The 19,088-nt window shown below is 63.8% G+C and carries 17 protein-coding genes; 10 read left to right on the top strand and 7 right to left on the bottom strand.

Going from position 1 to position 19,088, the window contains the following annotated elements:
* Positions 1-28: 28 nt before the first annotated feature.
* From KZJ41_RS04905 to KZJ41_RS04885, 5 genes are all read left to right on the top strand, one after another.
* Positions 29-1,255 (top strand): cytochrome P450, encoded by a 1,227-nt coding sequence (locus KZJ41_RS04905; protein ID WP_006942921.1) that lies wholly within the window; start codon positions 29-31, stop codon positions 1,253-1,255.
* A 101-nt stretch (positions 1,256-1,356) separates the two neighbouring features.
* Positions 1,357-1,557, top strand: coding sequence for a ferredoxin (locus KZJ41_RS04900; RefSeq protein ID WP_006942920.1), 201 nt, complete (start codon positions 1,357-1,359; stop codon positions 1,555-1,557).
* 184 nt (positions 1,558-1,741) lie between these two features.
* The gene (locus tag KZJ41_RS04895) at positions 1,742-3,454 is read left to right on the top strand and encodes an FAD-dependent oxidoreductase (RefSeq protein WP_251550334.1); all 1,713 of its coding nucleotides are present in this window, start codon (positions 1,742-1,744) and stop codon (positions 3,452-3,454) included.
* A 408-nt stretch (positions 3,455-3,862) separates the two neighbouring features.
* Positions 3,863-4,102 carry a hypothetical protein gene (locus tag KZJ41_RS04890; RefSeq protein ID WP_044476293.1) on the top strand — a complete coding sequence of 80 codons (240 nt, stop codon included), beginning with the start codon at positions 3,863-3,865 and terminating at the stop codon, positions 4,100-4,102.
* A 57-nt stretch (positions 4,103-4,159) separates the two neighbouring features.
* The gene (locus KZJ41_RS04885; protein WP_006942918.1) at positions 4,160-4,927 is read left to right on the top strand and encodes an SDR family NAD(P)-dependent oxidoreductase; all 768 of its coding nucleotides are present in this window, start codon (positions 4,160-4,162) and stop codon (positions 4,925-4,927) included.
* Between the two features lie 258 nt (positions 4,928-5,185).
* Here KZJ41_RS04885 and KZJ41_RS04880 read toward each other — a convergent pair whose 3' ends face one another.
* Entirely contained in the window at positions 5,186-8,209 is a 3,024-nt protein-coding gene (locus KZJ41_RS04880; protein WP_006942917.1) for a protein kinase, read from the bottom strand.
* Between the two features lie 69 nt (positions 8,210-8,278).
* Entirely contained in the window at positions 8,279-8,581 is a 303-nt protein-coding gene (locus tag KZJ41_RS04875) for an FtsW/RodA/SpoVE family cell cycle protein (protein WP_081637032.1), read from the bottom strand.
* Positions 8,582-9,655: 1,074 nt separating this feature from the next.
* Between KZJ41_RS04875 and KZJ41_RS04870 the strand changes: the two genes are divergently transcribed.
* The gene (locus KZJ41_RS04870) at positions 9,656-9,889 is read left to right on the top strand and encodes a hypothetical protein (protein WP_146034312.1); all 234 of its coding nucleotides are present in this window, start codon (positions 9,656-9,658) and stop codon (positions 9,887-9,889) included.
* A 19-nt stretch (positions 9,890-9,908) separates the two neighbouring features.
* Here KZJ41_RS04870 and KZJ41_RS04865 read toward each other — a convergent pair whose 3' ends face one another.
* From KZJ41_RS04865 to KZJ41_RS04855, 3 genes are all read right to left on the bottom strand, one after another.
* Positions 9,909-10,577: a hypothetical protein gene (locus KZJ41_RS04865; protein ID WP_232334117.1), complete on the bottom strand. Its 669-nt coding sequence runs from the start codon at positions 10,575-10,577 to the stop codon at positions 9,909-9,911.
* 306 nt (positions 10,578-10,883) lie between these two features.
* Positions 10,884-12,080 (bottom strand): RNA polymerase sigma factor, encoded by a 1,197-nt coding sequence (locus tag KZJ41_RS04860; RefSeq protein ID WP_006942910.1) that lies wholly within the window; start codon positions 12,078-12,080, stop codon positions 10,884-10,886.
* 6 nt (positions 12,081-12,086) lie between these two features.
* Entirely contained in the window at positions 12,087-12,494 is a 408-nt protein-coding gene (locus KZJ41_RS04855; RefSeq protein WP_006942909.1) for a YciI family protein, read from the bottom strand.
* A 499-nt stretch (positions 12,495-12,993) separates the two neighbouring features.
* On the opposite strand from KZJ41_RS04855, the gene KZJ41_RS04850 reads away from it, so the two are divergent.
* From KZJ41_RS04850 to KZJ41_RS04835, 4 genes are read left to right on the top strand one after another with little or no spacing between them, the layout of a single operon-like run.
* On the top strand, positions 12,994-13,629 hold the full coding sequence (locus tag KZJ41_RS04850) for a DUF2637 domain-containing protein (RefSeq protein ID WP_251550332.1): 636 nt from the start codon (positions 12,994-12,996) through the stop codon (positions 13,627-13,629).
* Complete coding sequence (locus tag KZJ41_RS04845; RefSeq protein WP_251550330.1) at positions 13,626-14,228, top strand: hypothetical protein; 603 nt, start codon at positions 13,626-13,628, stop codon at positions 14,226-14,228. Before KZJ41_RS04850 ends, KZJ41_RS04845 begins: the two co-directional genes overlap by 4 nt.
* Positions 14,229-14,259: 31 nt before the next feature.
* Positions 14,260-14,682, top strand: coding sequence for a hypothetical protein (locus tag KZJ41_RS04840; protein WP_251550329.1), 423 nt, complete (start codon positions 14,260-14,262; stop codon positions 14,680-14,682).
* A gap of 36 nt (positions 14,683-14,718) precedes the next feature.
* Positions 14,719-17,199 (top strand): CHAT domain-containing protein, encoded by a 2,481-nt coding sequence (locus KZJ41_RS04835; protein WP_251550327.1) that lies wholly within the window; start codon positions 14,719-14,721, stop codon positions 17,197-17,199.
* Between the two features lie 1,030 nt (positions 17,200-18,229).
* Here KZJ41_RS04835 and KZJ41_RS04830 read toward each other — a convergent pair.
* The gene (locus KZJ41_RS04830) at positions 18,230-18,430 is read right to left on the bottom strand and encodes a hypothetical protein (RefSeq protein WP_251550325.1); all 201 of its coding nucleotides are present in this window, start codon (positions 18,428-18,430) and stop codon (positions 18,230-18,232) included.
* A 93-nt stretch (positions 18,431-18,523) separates the two neighbouring features.
* On the bottom strand, positions 18,524-19,015 hold the full coding sequence (locus tag KZJ41_RS04825; RefSeq protein WP_251550323.1) for a hypothetical protein: 492 nt from the start codon (positions 19,013-19,015) through the stop codon (positions 18,524-18,526).
* Positions 19,016-19,088 lie beyond the last annotated feature (73 nt).

Genomic DNA, 19,088 nt, shown 5'->3' with positions numbered 1-19,088 from the left:
CCAAGTCCACCCAGAGAGGCAACGAGGCATGACTCAAGAGCAGACGCGCACCACCCCGGACGTCGAGTCCCTCAAGGGACGCTTCGGACGAGACATGTTCAACGACTTCGATATCGACGACCCGAAGTTCAACGAGCACTTCTTCGACATCCTCGACGAGATGGTCGCGAAGTGCCCGGTTGTGCGCAGCAACGTCGGCAACGGGTACTGGATGGTCACCCGTCAAGAAGACGTGCGGAAGGTCGGCCAGGACTGGCGTACCTTCAGCAGCGCCAAGGGATACATGCCGAACCGCCCCGAGGGGCTGCCGTACCTCATGCCCGAGGAATCGGACCCGCCCAAGCACACGGCATGGCGGAAGGTCCTGAACCCGTACCTGAGCCCGACCACCGTCGCCCGGTACGAGGATCAGATCCGCGCCGACGTGAACACCCTCATCGACCGATTCATCGACAAGGGCGAATGCGAATTCGTCAGCGAATTCGGATCGAAGCTACCGGGATGGGCCTTCTTCAAGAACGTGCTCGGCGTGCCGATCGACGACCTCGACATGCTCGTCACCGGCGTGGAGAACGGCACCTTCGCTCCGCCGGAGGAACGGCCCGGACACATGGCGAAGGTCTTCGAGTACCTCGGCCAATACCTGGAGATCCGCAAGAACCAGCCCCCGCGCGGTGACCTGGTCGACGTCATCGCCGCCGGCGTGGAGTACGAGGACGGTCAGCCTGCACCGTGGGAGGACCGGGTCAGCATTCTCGTCGACCTGACCTTCGGTGGCATCGCCACCACCACCTACGTCATGGCGGGTGCCATCCATCACCTGGCCACGCATCAGGGGGATCGTGAAGCCCTTGTCGACAATCCCGACATGATCGAACGGGCGGTGGAGGAATTCGTCCGGGTCTTCCCACCGGTGGTTGCCCTCGGGCGCACCTGCACCCGAGACACCGAGGTCGCCGGCACGCCGATGAAGGAAGGGGATTTTGTTCTGCTCGGTTACAGCACAGCATCGCGCGATCCCCGTGTGGTGGAAAATCCCGGGAAGATCGATATCACCCGGCAGACGGTGCTCCACACCGCTTTCGGCGTAGGCCAGCATCGCTGCATCGGGTCGAACTTGGCACGACTGGAACTGCGTGCCACCTTCGACGAGTGGCTCAAGCGGATCCCCGATTTCGGTATCAAGCCGGGAACCGAGCCGAGCTACGAGACCGGAATTCTGCGCACGATGAAGGATCTGCACCTGGTCTTCTGACCAGCATGCTCCGGGCGTAGACGCGCCGACCAGTGGCGCGACCGGACACTTCGGTCGTGGATGTAGTGAACCACGCATGAACGACGTGATGGAGGATCACGATGAAGGTAGAGATCGACGGCACACTGTGCTCAGGTCATGGACGGTGCTTCATCCTCGCCAAGGATGTGTACCGACTCGACGACGAAGGCTACAACGCCGACCGCGGTTCCACCATCGAAGTGGCGCCCGGCCAGGAGGCAGCCGCCGAACTCGGGATGCGAAACTGCCCCGAGGGAGCGATCGCCCTCGTCGACAATTAGGACGGGACACACGGGCGGGCGCGGAGCAAAGGCAACGTCTCCGCGCCCGCCCCCTCTACCTTCCAGCGCTGACCCGGCTACTCCGACACACTCACTCGTCACCGACCACGCTTTCATCGATGGCGACCAGCCATCCATCGCCACTTCCATCCCCTTCTGCAGGGTTGTACCGAGGACACTTGTCATGGCCTATGTGATCACCCAACCGTGTTGCAACGACGCCTCCTGCGTGCCGGTGTGCCCGGTGGACTGCATCCGCCCCACCCCGGGGGACCCGCAATACCTGAACACGGAGATGCTCTACATCGATCCCGTGACGTGCATCGACTGCGGGGCGTGCATGGACGCATGCCCGGTCGGCGCCATCTACCCGGAGTGGGACCTCACCGGGACCGACGTGCGGTACGCCAGCATCAACGCAGACTATTTCGACAAGCACCCGCTCCAGTCCAAGGGCATGCCGAACATTTCGGTATCGACGATCGCATTGCCCGAGCAGGACCAACCGTTGCGGGTTGCGATTGTCGGCTCAGGCCCGGCGGCCTGCTATGGGGCCGATGATCTGCTCACCAACGTTCACGGGGCCGTCGAGGTCGAGATGTTCGACCGGCTCCCCACCCCCTGGGGGCTCGTGCGGGCGGGTGTGGCTCCCGACCATCAGCGCACCAAGGCTGTCACCGATCTCTTCCGAAACGCCGCAGCCAAGCCGGCTCTGCAGTTTCACCTCAACGTCGAAATCGGCAAGCACCTGAGCCACCCGGAGCTGATGTCGCACCACCACGCCGTCATTTACGCGGTCGGCGCGCTACGCGACCGTCGTCTCGGCGTTCCGGGTGAAGACCTGCCCGGCAGTCACGCTGCGACCGAGTTCGTGGCCTGGTACAACGGTCACCCGGACTATGCCGACCTGCAGTTCGATCTGTCCGGTGAACGTGCCGTCGTCGTCGGCAACGGCAACGTCGCCTTGGACGTGGCACGTATCCTGGTCTCCGACCCGGACGATCTCGCTGGAACCGACATCGCCGATCACGCATTGGACGCTCTGCGACACAGCCGTATTCGCGAGGTGTTGGTGCTCGGTCGTCGCGGACCGGTTCAAGCCGCATACACTACCCCGGAGCTGTTGGCTCTCGGAGCGCTCGAGGGGGTCGACGTGGTGGTCGATTCTCAGGATCTGATCTTGGACGAGCACAGCAGAGCTGCGCTGGAGGACCCCGCGGCCGAGCCCTCGACTGTGCTCAAGACCGAGCTCGCCCGCGAGTACTCCACCCGAGTCCCCGACCCGACGCGCAAGCGAATCGTGCTGCGCTATCTCGCTTCACCGACCGCGGTGCTCGGCGCCGGCCATGTCGAAGCCATCGAAATCGCACACAATGAACTCTATCGGGCCGCCGACGGCTCTCTCAAAGCCCGCCTCACCGACCGGACGGAGACCATAGAGACGGGTCTTGTGCTGCGTTCCATCGGATATCGCGGCGCAGGCGTTCCCGGCGTCCCCTTCGACGACGCCACAGGAACGATCCCCCATCGAGACGGGCGGGTCATCGACCCGCAGACCGGCGAGTCCCTGACCGGTGTGTACACCGCAGGCTGGATCAAGCGCGGACCCTCCGGCGTCATCGGAACCAACAAGAAGTGCGCCCAGGAGACCGTCAAGGTATTGCTCGAGGATTTCCTCGCCGGCACACTGGAGGGACCCGCTTCCGACTGCAGCAGGGAACAACTGAGCGCCCTCGTCACCGAACGACAGCCGGAGGTCGTCGACTACCGAGGATGGCAGGCCATCGACGCTGCCGAACGCAAGCAAGGCAGGGAACACGGACGTCCCCGCATCAAGATCACCAATGTGAAGGCGATGCTGGAAGTGGTCAAGGTGCACGACACCTCGACACGCTGATCTCCCACCTCGCAACGGCGGTGCGGTCACGGCGGGAGTCAGTCCTGTGGCGGAAGAGCAGGGTTTGAACACGTCAATGCAGACACTGCACGGGCCTTCGATTCGAGGGCGGGACCGCAGGACACGCCGCGATAGTCCTGCGCTGCAGTGTGTGCGAACAGTCGCGTTGTGCATCCGCCCGTCGATCAGCGGCAGCTGTCCGAAAGGGCGCCCCTGCGTCGGCCGAGTGCACCCAGGGGAATCAATCCGCAGTATTGAAAAACAAATGATTGTTTGCAACACTGGAGACCAGCCCACTGGATGCCGGAACGCCCGAACTTCTCACACTGGGCCGATCCATCTACGGATCAGTACTTCCCGTCCGGTCCGTTGCGCCCCGAGGCACAACGTGAACGAAAGGAGAGATCGATGACCACCGAAGACCAAGAGTTTATCGACTTCGCAACCAAGTGGCTCCCTTTCGGCGGGGGCGACGAATACATTCTTCCCCAGTTCGGCGTCACGCCGTACACCTTCTACCTACGACTGCACACCCTGCTGCAGTCACGTCCGACGCTCGGCTTGGGGCTGACGGCAAAGCGCAAACTGGCCGAAGCGTGCGCAGCAAAGCTGTCCCAGAGGAGTCGACGCGCCTCCGAGTTGGTTTGACCGCTTACGTCGACCCCGGGTCTCGGGGCGCGAAACTCGAGGAGAAAGGGCAGACGGATGGATCTCGGTGTGCACGGTAAGGCGTTCGTGATCACGGGCGGCTCCGACGGCCTTGGTCTGGCGACCGCGCGCTCGCTGCTCGCCGAAGGCGCCCACGTCACCATCTGCGGCCGCGACAAGCGTCGACTCGACGACGCCGTCACCGCCCTCGGTCACGACGTGCACGCGGTCCCCGCCGACGTCACCCGCATCGACGACCTCACCACCCTTATCGACGCCACCACCGACCGGTGGGGCCGCGTCGACGGACTGCTCAATGCCGCCGGCGTGCATACCGGCGGCCGGTTCGAAGACATCACCGACGAGGAATGGATCGCGGACTACGAACTGAAGTTCCTCGCCGCCGCCCGGACGATCCGCCTCGCCCTTCCGCACCTGCGAGCCAGCCGCGGGGCCGTGGTCAACGTCCTGAGCACCGGCGCCCGCACTCCCGGACGCAAAGCCATGCCGAGTGCCCCTCTGCGCGCCGCCGGGCTGAGCATGACCAATGCGCTCGCCACCGAACTCGGGCCCGACGGGATCCGGGTCAACGCAATCCTCGTCGGCGTCATCCGCAGCGGCCAGATCCAGCGCCCCGCACTCGAGGCGGGCCGCGACGTCGAGGAATACCTACACACGATGGCCGACCGGATGCGGATCCCGCTCGGTCGGGTCGGCGAAGCTCACGAGTTCGGTGACACCGCCGCCTTCCTGCTCTCGCCCCGAGCGGGCTACATCACCGGCACCGCCGTCCACGTCGACGGCGGCCACTGCCACGCCATCTGACAGCGCGTCCAGAGTTGGTCGATGCGCCCCTCCGTCGATCCGCTGGCGAAAGGTCCGACCGATCCAGCCGATGCCGGACTACCCACCATCCCCACGGTTGCCTCTCCCCTGTCGGTGGTCGTGGTCTCAGTTGAGCGATCGGCCGGAGCCGAGCGCCCTGCCTCCTCCTCGGCAGGGTGTTCGGTTATCCACCACCGCGTCTCGACAGACCTGGGGGCTTCACGAACGAGATGAAGGGATGGTCCGTCGACGAGGCGATCAGCCATCCAGAGCGTAGTCGACGGCATCGTCGAGCCCGAGTCCTCTCCCGTGGCGCAGTCGGGCTTCGAATTCGTTGTTACCGAGAGTAATCCGCGCGGACTTCTCGCATTCCGCATGATTGCGGTCAAGCGCACGGAAGAGTAGCGATGAGCTTCCGGTCGCACGTCCCAACGACTCCGCTGCGCCCATCAGTACGGCAGCGCGTTCGGCACGGTTCTCAACGTCCTCGGTCCACGCCAGCGCCTCGAGGCATACCGCAGCAGCCAGAGGTTCGCCGACACGCCGAATCACACCGAGCGCCTGCTCGAGCATCACCCGAGCCTCATGGTGATCGCCCTCCTGGAACAGCGCAACACCCAAGGCCCACTGCGAGTAGGACCGATACACGAACTCACCGTGCGCTTCGGTGATGGCCAGCACCTTCCGGTGGCACTCGATCGCTCGGTCGGTATCGCCGCGCAATTCGTATGCGAGACCGAGCATCACCAGAATCCAGACGTGCCGCGAAAGGTGATGTTCCGCATCGAAGACCGCGAGTGCACGCTCCAAATGCGTGCAGGCCTGGACCAGATCACCGCTGTACAAAGCGAGAAGGCCGGCGGCGTGATCGGCGCGGGCATCCAGGAGCGGGTCGTTCGCGCCCTGGACCAGGGCTTTGCACTGCTCGACCAACTCAGCCCCGGTAGCCAAATCGCCCTGCAGTTCGGCGAGAACACTGTGGGCATAGAGGGCGTCGATCCTGTCATTGCTGGAGGCGAGAGGATGCATGAGCATACGTCCGAGCCAGTGGCGGCCTTCGTTGAGCAGCCCCCGTGCCAGCCAGTACGGAAACAGCGCGGTGGCCATCCGTAATGCGGGATCCGATCTGGACGCGGCCGGTTCGGTCGAAGCGAACTCGAGGGCCTCACGCAGATTCGGCAACTCTCTGTTCAAGCAGGTGATCCAGTCCAGCTGCCGGGGACTGATCCATTCCGCTTCTGCCCGCAGGACCATCTGCTCGAACCACTCCCGGTGGCGGTGGCGCCACCCGAGGTACTCATCACACTGTTGAGCCTTCTCGCGACCGTACTGCCGGATCGTCTCGAGCATCCGGAAGCGAACCTGATCATCGTGCTGTTCTCGAATCATGATCGACTTGTCGACCAGCGCAGTGACCCGGTCGAGAACGTCGGTAGAGGTCGCGGTGCCGCCACTCAGGTACTCGACCGCCTCGAGGCCGAAACTGCCGGCGAAGATCGACAACTGTTGCCACAGTTGCTGTTCGGCGGGCGTGCACAGATCGTAGCTCCAGTCGATCGACAGACGCAGCGTCCGTTGTCGTGTGGGCACGTGCCGCTCCGCCGTGGTCAGGACGGTGAACCGCTCGGCCAAGCGTTGCCGGAGCTGCTCGGCAGACATCACCCGCATGCGGGCCGCCGCCAGCTCGATGGGCAAGGGCAGTCCGTCGAGCCGGGTACAGACCTCCACCACAGCGGCACGGTTGTACTCGGTCAACTCGAAGTCCGGCACGGCGGCTGCTGCCCGCTCGACGAACAGCTTCAACGCATCGAATCGGCGCGGTTCCCGGACCGATCCCAATTGATCCAAGGGCGGCACCGACAGCGGCGATACCCGCATGACCACCTCACCGCGAATACCGAGGGGTTCACGGCTGGTGGCCAGAATGCGTAGATCCGGACAGTGTCGCAACAACCGGTCCGCCAGCCGCGCCGCAGCGTCGACAATCTGCTCACAGTTATCGAGTACCAGCAGAAGCTGTCGCGAGGCCACGAAGTCGACTACTGCATCCTCCAGCGATCGACCCGGCGAATCTCGGACGTCGAGTACCTCGGCCACGACATCGACGAGTAGCGCCTCGTCGTTGAGTTCTCCCAACTCGACCAGCCACGCACCGTCGCGGTAGCTCGGCTGCAGCTCCGTCGCGACCCGCAGCGCCAGCCGCGTCTTACCCACCCCACCGATCCCGGTCAGCGTCAGCGCGCGGGAGGCCGTCAATCTCTTCTTCGCGGCGGAAACTTCTCGCCGGCGCCCCACGAAGGTGGTCGATTCGGCGGGCAGGTTCCCCACTCGGCGGACAGGTCTCACAGCATCGGGTAATCCGGGCCGGAGCCGGCCGCTGTACTCGAGCAGCGCCATCTCGTCGGCTCGCTGCCCTCGACTCACCTGGATTTGTTGCAGCTCGTGCCCAAAGGCTGCTGCAGTGCTCGGGCGTCGGCGGGGATCGGCGTCCATGGCGCGTTCAACAGCGCGGCTGATGTCATCCGGAAATCCGTTTTCGCGTAGATCCGGGACCGGCTGGGTGGTGATCCGCAGGAATTGGGCGACCACCTGCTCACCCTGTCGGCGTTCGAAGGCAGCGTGCCCGGTCAGAGCTGCGAACAACGTCGCTCCGAGGCCGTAGATGTCCGAGGCCACACTGGGACGCTCGCCGCTGAGCACCTCCGGCGCGGTGAATGCGGGCGACCCGATGATCGCCCCGGTTTCGGTTTCGAAGCCCCCTTCGATGTGGGCAATCCCGAAGTCGGTCAGCACCGGCTCGCCGTACTCGGTGAGAAGGACATTCGCCGGTTTGACATCGCGGTGCAAGACTCCCAGCCGATGGGTCGTGTCCAAGGCACCGGCAAGCCGGACCCCCATCCGCAGGGCGTCGTCGACCGACAACGGACCTTGGCGGCGGATCCATGCGTCGAGGGAAGTCTGGGGGTAGTACGGCATCACCAGATAGGGCCGGCCACTGTCGGTCGTCCCGACCTGCAGGACATGGACGATGTTGGGATGCCCGGTCAACCGGCCCATGGCCCGCTGCTCACGCAGAAACCGGGCAAGGTTCTCCTCGTCCAATGACACGGTGAGGATCTTGACGGCGACCGTACGGTCCAAGGCCCGCTGCCGACAGCGGTAGACCATGCCGAAGCCGCCGCGTCCGATCTGCTCGGCGTCCTCGAAACCCGCTGCCCCGAGTTCGGCACCGATGGCCGTCGCGTCGTCGCGCTGAGTCGCCCGCGGATCACCGCCTGCCATCGCAGCAACCTGTTCCAGCGTGTCGGCTCGACCGCTTCAACGCAACAATCAGGCTTGTTCGCCGTTCCTTCAATGCCATGTGCCACCTCTGCGGACAGTTTCAGAATAGCGCGGCAACACCGCCGTCACCGTGCAGCTGATGTCGACGAACGTCTGGAACATGATCCACATCGTCGCCACCGCGGCGAGCATGCACAGGAACGGATCAGCCGAACCCATCGCCACCCGTAATCCCACCCACAATTGCGCGGCGAACTGCCCGATCACCACCAGCATGCCGAATTCTTCCCCGGTGATCGAAAAGGGGAATTCGTTGTATGCCTGCGGCCTGGAACTCCACTTCGGGTCCGAAGGTCCAGGCCTGCACCCCAACCATCGAGCGCACGATCTACAGTCGCGCCCTGATCTCCTGGACTACGGCTTCGACGTCGGTGTACGAGGATACGGGGAAATCCCCACACAACTGCGCGGTCGCCCGGCTGATGCCCTGCTCTTTCCGACCAGGGGGTGATCATGGCACAATCCTCCCACCGCACCAATTGCCTGAACATCGTAATATGTTGGGGCACAGGGTCATATCTCGGAGAGTAGCCACGCCGCCCCGGTACGCCCCACACCCACGGCCGTGTGTGTGCTCCGGCTGTCGCGCTGGACAGCCCAGTATCCGATGTCGGGGACACACCGCAGCCGCACCGGGGACCGGTGTACGCGGCCGCCAGCCCCGGGGCATTACCGATGTCGAACCTACGTTCCCGTGAGTAGATGGCACTCCCCGGTCCTCATGCTGGTCCACATTCCCTGCGCCAGAAGGGCAGAACAAGCAGGTCGCCCAGTCCGGCGCTTCGAGCAGGGAGGTTGCCATGACCCACGAACAAGGCCGACACGGCGTATGGCAAGCCGACCGTGCCCCTCGACCCGCCAGCCTCCGCACAGCACACCGCTGGGGAAATAGCGCCGGTCGGGCAGGACACCGGGCGGGCGGGACTATACGACGCACTGCGCACTGCCGGCACCGCCTACTTGCGCACCGTCGGCGAAGCACTCGCCGCACACCAGCGCAACGAGACCGGCCCCAACACCGATGCCGGCACCGAAGCGGAAGAGACGAGCTGCCATGCCACGCGCCCGACCTCGGCGACGAAGCCGAACCGGCATAGTGGCGGTGGCAGACTCGACACGCTGATATGGCATTCGGTATCAGCGTGCCGGACCGTCAGCTGTCGACGAACCGAAGGCTAGCATTATCGACAGGTGACAAGGCCGTCCGAAACCTGATGGGGTGCATCGGTCCAGTCTCGGCGGGACCGGTGCCTGAGACGCTATCGAGTTCGCGGCCGATGAGGGCCGGGTCGTGCATTTTCCGCTCGACCGTGTCCTGGATGATCTCTCCGAGCCGGATCAACCCTCGATCGTTGCGAGTGGCAGCGGTCGGCGAGCGACCCGACGGTGCTTTCCAGCTGCTGCGACGGTGAGCGGCTCGAGTGGCTCGGCTACCGCGGTGGTGTCGGCCTGGCGGGTGGCTTCGAGGGCGTTGGAGCGAGCTGTCCGGGCCATGTGCTCATCCCGGGTGACGATTTCCGGCTGGCCGCGGATCCGCTCGCACAGCCGGGCGGCGTCCGGGCGTTGGACAGCGGCAACTCGGCGCGCAGGGGTTGGCTGCGGCATCGTGGCCTGTGCTGAAGGAGACAGGAATGCGACGTCACGGGGTCAACGCCCGACAATCGTCGAGCTGAGCGGGGGGCTGGCCACCGCCGCGTTCCCGGCTGTCGTCCTGGATCACCGTGCCGACGTACCGATTCGTGAACGGGATCTTGTCGGCCCCCACGGTCCCCTGCAGCACGATCTTGCCGTTGACCCGGGCTGTGTACAGGTCTCCCTCGGCCCGCAGCTCGATCACTGCGCCTTCGGGAAACCTCGACGTGGACGCGTACTGCGGAGTCCCCGCCACGGGGGTGAACCCGTTCGGGTTGGCAGGATCTTCGTGGTACAACGCCATGATGCTGTCGGTGAACGCGAACTGCACACCGGTGTCGACACCGGGATTGGCGCGCACCACCGGACCGATCGACGAGTGCTCCGGCTCGCGTCCGTTCCAGCGGACCACACACCGCATCACCTGCGTCTCGCTCGGCATCGGCTCACTCCAGAACGCAAGACTCAACGGAGTCGACGGAGTCCCCCGGCCGTCGAGATGACCGTTCACGATCTTCAGTGTGCCTCCACCCCAGGTGATCCAGTTCGGGCCGAGCGGGCCGTCCGGGCGATCGAAGTCGTCGGCCGCACGCAGCACCAAGGGGGTCGCCGGAGCCGGTGCGCGGTAGTTGTCCCCGCCCCTCTCGTCGGCGGTGTCTATGAGCGGCGAGGCCACGATCCTCGGAATCGGAGCGAATTCGGGCCCGGCAGGGCGGGCATGTGGGTCCGCGGTACCCGGATCCGCGTCAGCCAGAGGTGCCAGTCCGGTTGCGAGGGCGAGCGACCCACACACGATGCCGAGCCGCACGGCGCCTTTTCGGACGGACGTGAGAATACGATCGTTCGGTTCGGGAAGCACGCCGGGAATTTTAGGGCCCGAAAGCACATATGACAGTGATGCTCGTCACGACCACGTCCCTCCGGGCCGCGGCGGGCCGATGTCTCCAACGCCCATATGCACCGATCAGAGGCATACACGGTGTCAGTAGTGGGGGACCCTGGCGGTCCTGTTTCCGGGATTCGAACGGCCGCCTCGACGGCGGAGCTCTGCGCCCAGCCGTGCAGCCTGACGCGTGAGGTGGTCGCGTTCGGGGAGGTTGGGCGCCGATCGGGCCGCTTCGGTGTAGAGCCGTGCTGCGGTCACCAGGTCACCGGCACGCTCGTGGAGGTACGCCGCGGCGGCGGCATGGCGGGGCAGGGCGGGGTCGAGCCCCGCCAGGGCGGCCAGACCGGCCCGCGGGCCGTCGGCCTCGCCGACCGCGACGGCGCGGTTGAGGCGGGCCACCGGGTTGTCGGTGAACCGCAGCAACTCGTCGTACCACTCGACGATCTGCACCCAGTCGGTCTCCTCGGCCGTGCGGGCATCGGCGTGGAGCGCGGCGAGGGCGGCCTGGGCCTGGAACTCCCCCAGTCGGTCGCGGGCGAGCGCTGCCTGGAGCACGTCGACGCCCTCGGCGATCAGACGGGTGTCCCACAGGCTGCGATCCTGCTCGGCCAGCGGCACGAGGCTGCCGTCGGTACGGGTCCGCGCCGGGCGCCGTGCGTGGTGGAGCAGCATGAGCGCGAGCAGGCCCGCCACCTCCTCATGCTCGATCATGGCCGCCAGCTGGCGAGTGAGCCGGATCGCCTCGACGGCGAGGTCGACGTCGCCGGAGTAGCCCTCGTTGAAAACGAGGTAGAGCACGCGCAGCACCGTGGCGACGTCACCGGGCCGGTCGAACCGGACACCCGAGAGGGTCCGCTTGGCCCGGCTGATGCGCTGGGCCATGGTTGCCTCGGGCACGAGGTAGGCCTGCGCAATCTGTCGCGTGGTCAGACCGCCGACCGCGCGCAGTGTCAGCGCGACCGCCGAGGCCGGCGTCAGGGACGGGTGCGCGCACAGAAAGTACAGCGCAAGCGTGTCGTCCACTGCCTCGGCCGGGCCGGGCCCGGGCTCGACCTCGACGAGCACCTCGCGCCGCCGCCGGGAGGACTCGGCGCGGGTGGCGTCGAGGAACCTGCGCCAGGCCACGGCGACCAACCAGCCCTTCGGGTCCCGCGGCGGATCGTCCGGCCACACGCGCACCGCTTCGACCAGGGCGTCCTGCACGGCGTCCTCGGCCGCCGCGAAGTCGGCTCCGCGGCGGACGAGGATCCCGATCACCGTGGGGGTGAGGGTCCGCAGCAGGGTCTCATCCACCGTGCCTCACTCCGTGACGGTCGGAGGCGCGGACAGGAACGGGCGCACCTCGAGCCACTCGTGAATCGGCTTCCCACCCGCCCCCGGAGCCGCAGACAGCTCGCCGGCCAGCTCCAGCGCCCGCTCGTAGCTGTCGACGTCGATCACCATCCAGCCGGCGATCAGATCCTTGGTCTCGGCGAACGGGCCGTCGGTGACCGGCGGCCGCCCCTCGCCGTCGTACCGGACGAACGTCCCCTCCGGGGACAGCGCCTGCGCGTCGACGAACTCTCCGGTGCCCTCGAGCCGAGCGGCGAAGTCGTTCATGTACTGCATGTGGGCGGAGATCTCCTCCGGCGTCCACTGGTCCATCGGCACGTCGTTGACCGGTGCGGGCGCGCCACGGTAGTGCTTGAGCAGCAGGTACTTGGCCATCGTGTTCTCCTTGATGCGGTACAGCCCATTGTGGCCGTGTTCACCTCAGGGACGGAGCCGTGCTCGGGATCTCGACATCCCACCGCGACATTTCCCGGCGATCCTCCTGACACCGCGCACTCTGCGGCGCCACGGGAGCCGCGACGAGCTTCGCGCCCGCGGGCTTGCAGGCCGGCCACGACGGCGTCGAGCGAGAGAATGTGGGCAAGAACCAGAACAGGGCCGGCTCCCGTTCCCGGAACCGGCCCCTGACCTGCCGTGCAGCGTTTCCGCTGGTGGAGCCCCCTGTCAGGATTGAACTGACGACCGCTCGCTTACAAGGCGAACATGCGGTCAACGGTAGTCATCGTGCGACACCGTGACCTGCGCATTTACCGCGCCTGCCACCGCACAGGACCGTGCATCGGTGCGCGAGTTGTGACAACTGTGTGACAACTTTCGCCCGCGCGTGCCCTGTCGAACTCGATTCCGTTCGCACTTCCCCGGAAGGAATCCCTTCATGAAACGTGTCCACAGCACCGACGCGTACCTGACCATCACCATCGCCGCCCTTGCATTCCTGCTCTCGTACACCAAGCTCGTCGACCTCGCGCTCCGCGCCGGATACGGCGACTACGCCGCGCACGTGTGGCCGCTCATCGTCGACGGCATCACCATCGTCGCCACCCGCGGCGTCCTCCGCCTGACCGGATCCCGCCGCTACGCGTGGACCCTCCTCGCCGCCGGCACCGGAGTGTCGATGACCGCCGCCGTCGGCAGCCAGATCCTTCCGCCGGGACCACTCCCTCCGGTCGCGGCCGCGGCAGTGTCGGTAGTGCCACCGCTGTGCCTGCTGGTCGCACCGCACCTCGCGGTGCAACTTGCCCGCGACGCACAGTCGCGACCTGGTCGCGACGTCGACACAGCCCACGACGCGATACCCGCGGAGGTGGTTGCACCGCCCGTCGAACCGGAGGTGGCAGTCGAGACGCCCGAAGATCGGCGAGCACGTGCACTTGAGCTGCTCGCCACCACGACCATGTCCTTCCGTGCCGTCGCGAAGGAGGTCGGTGTCACCGACACGTCGGTGCGACGGTGGGCACGGGCAGGTCAGGAGGTAACACGAAACAGACCGGATGGGATGATCCGGGCATGAGACTCCGCGTCCTTGCGATCGCACCGGCCCTCGTCTTACTTGTCGCCTGCGGAGACGAAAGCGACGACTCCACGATCGGGGCAACCACAACCGTGTCGAGCGCACTTGCCAGCACCACCACTCGGGCGGCGGCGCAGACGACCACGACGACAGCCGCCACGCAGCTCGCGCCCGCACCTGGCAAGGTCCAGCACTCTGGCAATGCGAGCGAGTGCGCCGTCACCCCGATGGCGTATCCGGGGCTGACTGAGGTGGACGTCCAGGACGGCGCCACCGGCCACCCCTCAGGTGCCAAGACCATCACGTGGCACTGGGACGGCGACATCAGCACTGGAACTGTCGCCTTCACAGCAACCATGTCCGGCCCAAATGGTCAGCCGATCACCCGCGGAGTCAAACTGATCGACGGTGAGGTCATCGCGAACTACGTCTTTTCGGGCGCGCGCCAAGAGAACATCTCCATCCCCCCACGCTGGAACGATGCCTCCATCTCCGTCGCACTCCCAGCTGCCTCCGGGACGATCCTCGGTTCGTCATTCAACTGGTCCGCCGACCTCGAGGTTGACGGAGAATCGACCGGGAAGTGCCCCGGCGCGTGAGCCGCGACAACTACTCACAGGAGTTGTGCACATGCAGTGGATAGCGGTGCTCGCGATCGTCCTGCTCGTCGGCTTGGTCCTCACCTTCTGGAAGACCATCCTCGGCGCCCTCGCGGGGCTAGTCCTCGCTGGCGCCGTCCTGTGGGCATGGCACGCAGTGCGTAGCACGGTGAAGACACGTCGGATCAGGCGGCTGAACCGGCTGCACGGGCCGACCGTGAGCACGCGCTCCTCCTCGAAAACAAGGACGCCGGGGCGTACGGCCGGCCGCTACCGTCCTACCGATCTGGACCGGCCACAGCCCACTCCCCTGCCGGCCATCGCAAACGTCGAGGACGACCTCGTCACATGTAAGCGCAGGTTGACGAACTCCTCCTACGACACGATCCTTGGGGGCTCGACGACGGTACCTGCCCTCAGCGTAAGCATGATCAAAGTGGCTGACTCCAAGTAGTCCGAAGTTCTCCGAGCGACATAGGTTGGGAGTGTGATGGAAGAGCTTCAGAAGCAATTTGCGAAAGGCCGCACGACAAAACTAAACCGACCACGACGAGGAGGCCAACTCGAATCCGCAAAGAAGAAACTGGATGAGGCCAAGAATCTAATCAAAGCAGCGTCAGGGAATTCCGACCTGGAAGCCGCGGCACGATCCCTTGGCGCCGTATTCGAATATGCGCATAGACAACGGATGCATGCACCCCAAGCCGAGGTCTTGTCCCTCTTGGGCATGGCAATGAACAACTACGCGTCCGCCGACACCGACAAATCCAAAGATGCAGCGTCAAAACAATTATTAAAGTCGTCATATATCTTCGCCAGAATTGGGCTGATGAGAGAATCTGCAATCGAGCGAACAAATGCAGCTGTTTGCATACTTGAAAAGACCTTCCTCACAGATGAAGACCTTGAAGAGGCGAAGTCATGCCTTGATTTCAGTTTCATACACAAAATCCCACACACAGTGGACTGGGCGCATTCCGAATTTAACCTGGGGCTTTACTACAAGCGCCTAAGAACCAGGGATAATGAAGCCCGGTCGGACAATTTACGCCGGGCAAAAGACCTAATGACCCGGTCCATGACGTTCCTGGAAAATCACGGAGAGTACCAACACCTATCTGCAGCGATTGCGCTGGGCCAAGTTGAGTTTTTTCTATACGAGGCGGTAGTTGCCTTACGCAAAGAGGAGGTCATCCGTAATCACATCGATGAATTACCGTACAACATCTGGGCCATTGCCGAGAACTCCCCCCTCGACGTGGCAGGAATTTTGGAATCAAATCCTTCCGCCCTCGGTCTCGCCAACTGCCCGGACTGGTACGACGTCGACGAGTGCGAGACGGCGGACGATAATACCAAAGCTCAGATTACTGATTTTCTTGAAATGCTGGCGGACCGCATCGATCGCGACCCGTCGGTTGACTGGTCAACCGCGTCAGGCGCCCGGCTCATACGAGCGAAATTAAACTGGGTGATCGAAAAAAGCGCAGCGAATTACAATGCTCTTGAAAACGAGCTACTCAACTCCCACGATACAGATCCAGAATCTAGGTACTATTTTGGAACCGAATTCGCCTGGCAGGGAAATCGACACCTGCAGCGCCCCCCTTCGCTGAACGCCCTGCGCACGATCGCCAGTTACTACACCTCCGTTATTGCAGGTCGCGACTTGGATCGCCTTGAGCCTTTCATCCGGTCGCGGCCCCCACAAATTCGATTCATTGCGTGCCAGCTGTGCGATCACGGTCTGTGGGAAGAGGCATTCTTCCTATTAGAAGCAACGCGTCTTGTCCTTCATGCACCCCTATTGACGAGCCGTGCCCCGGAGGCGAGCGGAGAGCTCCAGCGGAACGATATATCTGTATTGCATCTCACTCACTCCCCCGATGCAACCTATATTATTGCGCGGACGACTACAGATGTAGGTCCCAAATTTTCCGGCAGACGCGTCGAGGAATTTAGCGGGAAGTACCTCGTTCGGCTCGTGAGCTCGTTTTCCCAAGATGAATTCGGCCTTTTGAATGCGCAGCAGCCAGGAGCGCAGGGGCAGTTGTCACGTTCAATCGAACGTTCGATGGCCGCGCTTAACCAGATCGCAGCTTCGATGGAAGAGATCGCAGTCGATCGGACTGGGCTGTTGATTGTAACCGGCGGGCTTTACGCTACTCTACCAATCACCTCTGCGATTTCAGCGCGCAGTAACAAGCATTCGTTTGTCGCTGTTATACCTAGTTTCCGAACTTTGCGCAATGATAATTTGAGAAAGTCCCCAAGTGATGCATCCGTATCCTTGTTCAGCGCCGCCAATGTCGAGAACGAGGAGACACTACCGAATGCAGATTCGGAAATTGAACTGGTTGCAAACATTTGGCGGGAAGTCAAAAATTCTGTCAAATATTCAACCGATGCGAGGTCGAGGCCGTTCCTAGAATCGGCCGAAAATTCAGATATTCTCCACTTCTCCGGCCACTCCCACGCCCATAACTGGGACCCTCGAGAATCGACTATCGCACTGGATGACAAGTCTGTATCCGTCCGGGATCTACTCAACGAGGTTCACGCGATGAGTTCGTTGACAGTTCTTAGCTCTTGCCAGTCTGCCCAAACAAATACTGTCACAATTCCGGACGAATTCTTAGGAATACAGACCGGTTTTCTATATGCGGGAAGCAGGTTTGTGGTTGGATCCCTCTGGCCGGTGCTGGACGCCTCGGCTCCATCGTTGATGGCGCGATTTCATTGGCACCTTGCCCATAGCTCATTCATTGATATCGAAAGCGTGAGCCACGCACTTCGCGAAGCGCAGTCTTGGATGCGAGCTGCAACGATCTCAGATATTGAGCAGCTCTATGCAGAGTTTGGCATGCGCTGGAATCGTCCAGGCGGCATGGTCGGATTTGATGAAAATACGCAGGTATTCAAGCATCCCCGAAATTGGGCAGGATTTTACATTGCGAGCCGTGTAGTCTAACTTTTCCGTTCCGAGGATTTCGTTGTTCACTCGGCTCGCGCGGAGGGGCAAGGCAGGGTTCCTTCACCGATGGCTGAGTACTGCCGTTGGGGTTGCATGCCTAGTCATCGCGATCGTTGACATCGTGGACGTCACCTCCTGAACGACTGAGTCGTTCGGCCGCGATATAGGTGCTCAGGCCGGGTGGGGCCTGTGGATGGTTGCGATCTCCGCTGCAGCGTTATGCCTGACTGTGTCAACCGTCGCGAAGCCGGTCAAGAATCGGTAGCTGCACACGCAAACTGCGGCCCCAGCAGGGAATGCCCGGCCACGCGAGCGCCCCGGAGACCCGCTGGGCTTCCATCATCTTCGTAAGGGCGCGAACTCAGCCGAACCATTCCGGAGTCAGCAGACCGGTCGTTGTGCTTTCCTGTGGTATGGCAATGACACCGATCGCAGTGCAGCAGCTTAAGCCCGGCTATCGCATCTATATTGCGAACTTCCTGCATGCGGGACAAGAGGTTGAGTTCGTGGTTAGAGAGGTCGACCTCAATAGCTCGCCGGATAACGTAGTCATACACGTGGAACCGAACAAGTGGGGAGAGGAGGAAATTAGCTGTCCCGTGGGCTATCACCTCAACCTACTGGATGGTGCCTAAAGGATCGTGCGCCCCACCCTCTGAAGGGTGGGGCGCACTTATGTTGTCACGTTCGACTCGCGGACCTGATTCCCCGGGTATTACCAGCCGTGCTCAGCGCTGAATCGGTTTCTGCCGGATGCAGGGCACGGCTTCTCAAAGTAGGTGTCTCCCCGCAAGTCCTGGAAGGTATGGTCCACGAAGACCTGCGGGCTTGTGCGCTCGTCTGTCGTCTGCTCCGTGCCGTCGTGCCGCATTTCGACAGTCTGATGGCAATGCGGGCATGTCGAAGTTGTCATGTAATAGAAGAGTAGGCATCGGCGCGGACAGCCCTGCAAGCGGATCCCGCGACTGGAACATCAAGAACGCCCCATTCCACGCGCGGGCGGGAACGCGCTCTCTGGTTGGCACTTTCAGGAAGACGCCGCAGTGAGTGTCGTCGTGGTGATGTCGCGCGTCGAGAAGTTCGCGTGCATCGCTTCGACCCGATAGGGATCGCCGGTCTCTACGACGACGCCCGTGATCGTCCCGGACACACCGGTATGGAATGAGCCCGACGTCGAGAACGACTGAAGAACGGTATAGCCACCGTCGCCGATCCGCTTCCGCGACACGCGAACGCCCGAGCCGCTCGATGTGTTGCTGCGTGATCGCGACGGCGAGATCCCACATACCGTCTCCGTCGGCCTGGAGCTCGTTGTCGACGATCACGGTCGCCGCCGAGATATCGCCGTCGACGATCGTCCCGTCGACAATCTTCGCGCTCGTCCGGAGTTGTCCGTCGGCACGCGCTGATCGGCGAGCCGAGCGTCGTTCCCAGCGCACGCCGTCGTCCCGGTTGTGCCGAGGGTCAGGCTCGACGTGCCAGCGCCGATCGCCGTCCGGGCCGCCGACTGCGTCGCCGCGGTGAGCACGCCGCGCCCGACGGTCGTCGAGTCATCGATCTGCGCCGCCGTGTGCATGTGCGACGTCGGCGCCTTCCCGGCGAGATCGGTTGTCAGCCCTGAGATCTTCGACTGCGCGATCGCGGCCGATGCGGAGATCTCGACGTCGGCGATCGAGCCGTCGACGATCTTCGCCGCCGTGACGGAGTTGTTCGGGACCACGCTGGCGGCGTCGTCGACGATCGTCTGTGCCCGCTCGGCTTCGTCAAAGGCGCGGTTCGCTTCCGTCGTCACGGTCGTGGCGGCCGCCGGCACGGGCGAGGCCGCCGTCGTGGCTGGCTGAACTACCGGGCGGGACGGAGGGTGTCGGGACCTTCGCCCCACATCG

The organism is Rhodococcus sp. 11-3 (genome assembly GCF_023704055.1).
GTDB classification, from domain to species: Bacteria; Actinomycetota; Actinomycetes; order Mycobacteriales; family Mycobacteriaceae; genus Rhodococcus; species Rhodococcus aetherivorans.
Note: the sequence above shows the minus strand (reverse complement) of the source record. Positions and strands in the feature narration are given on the sequence as shown.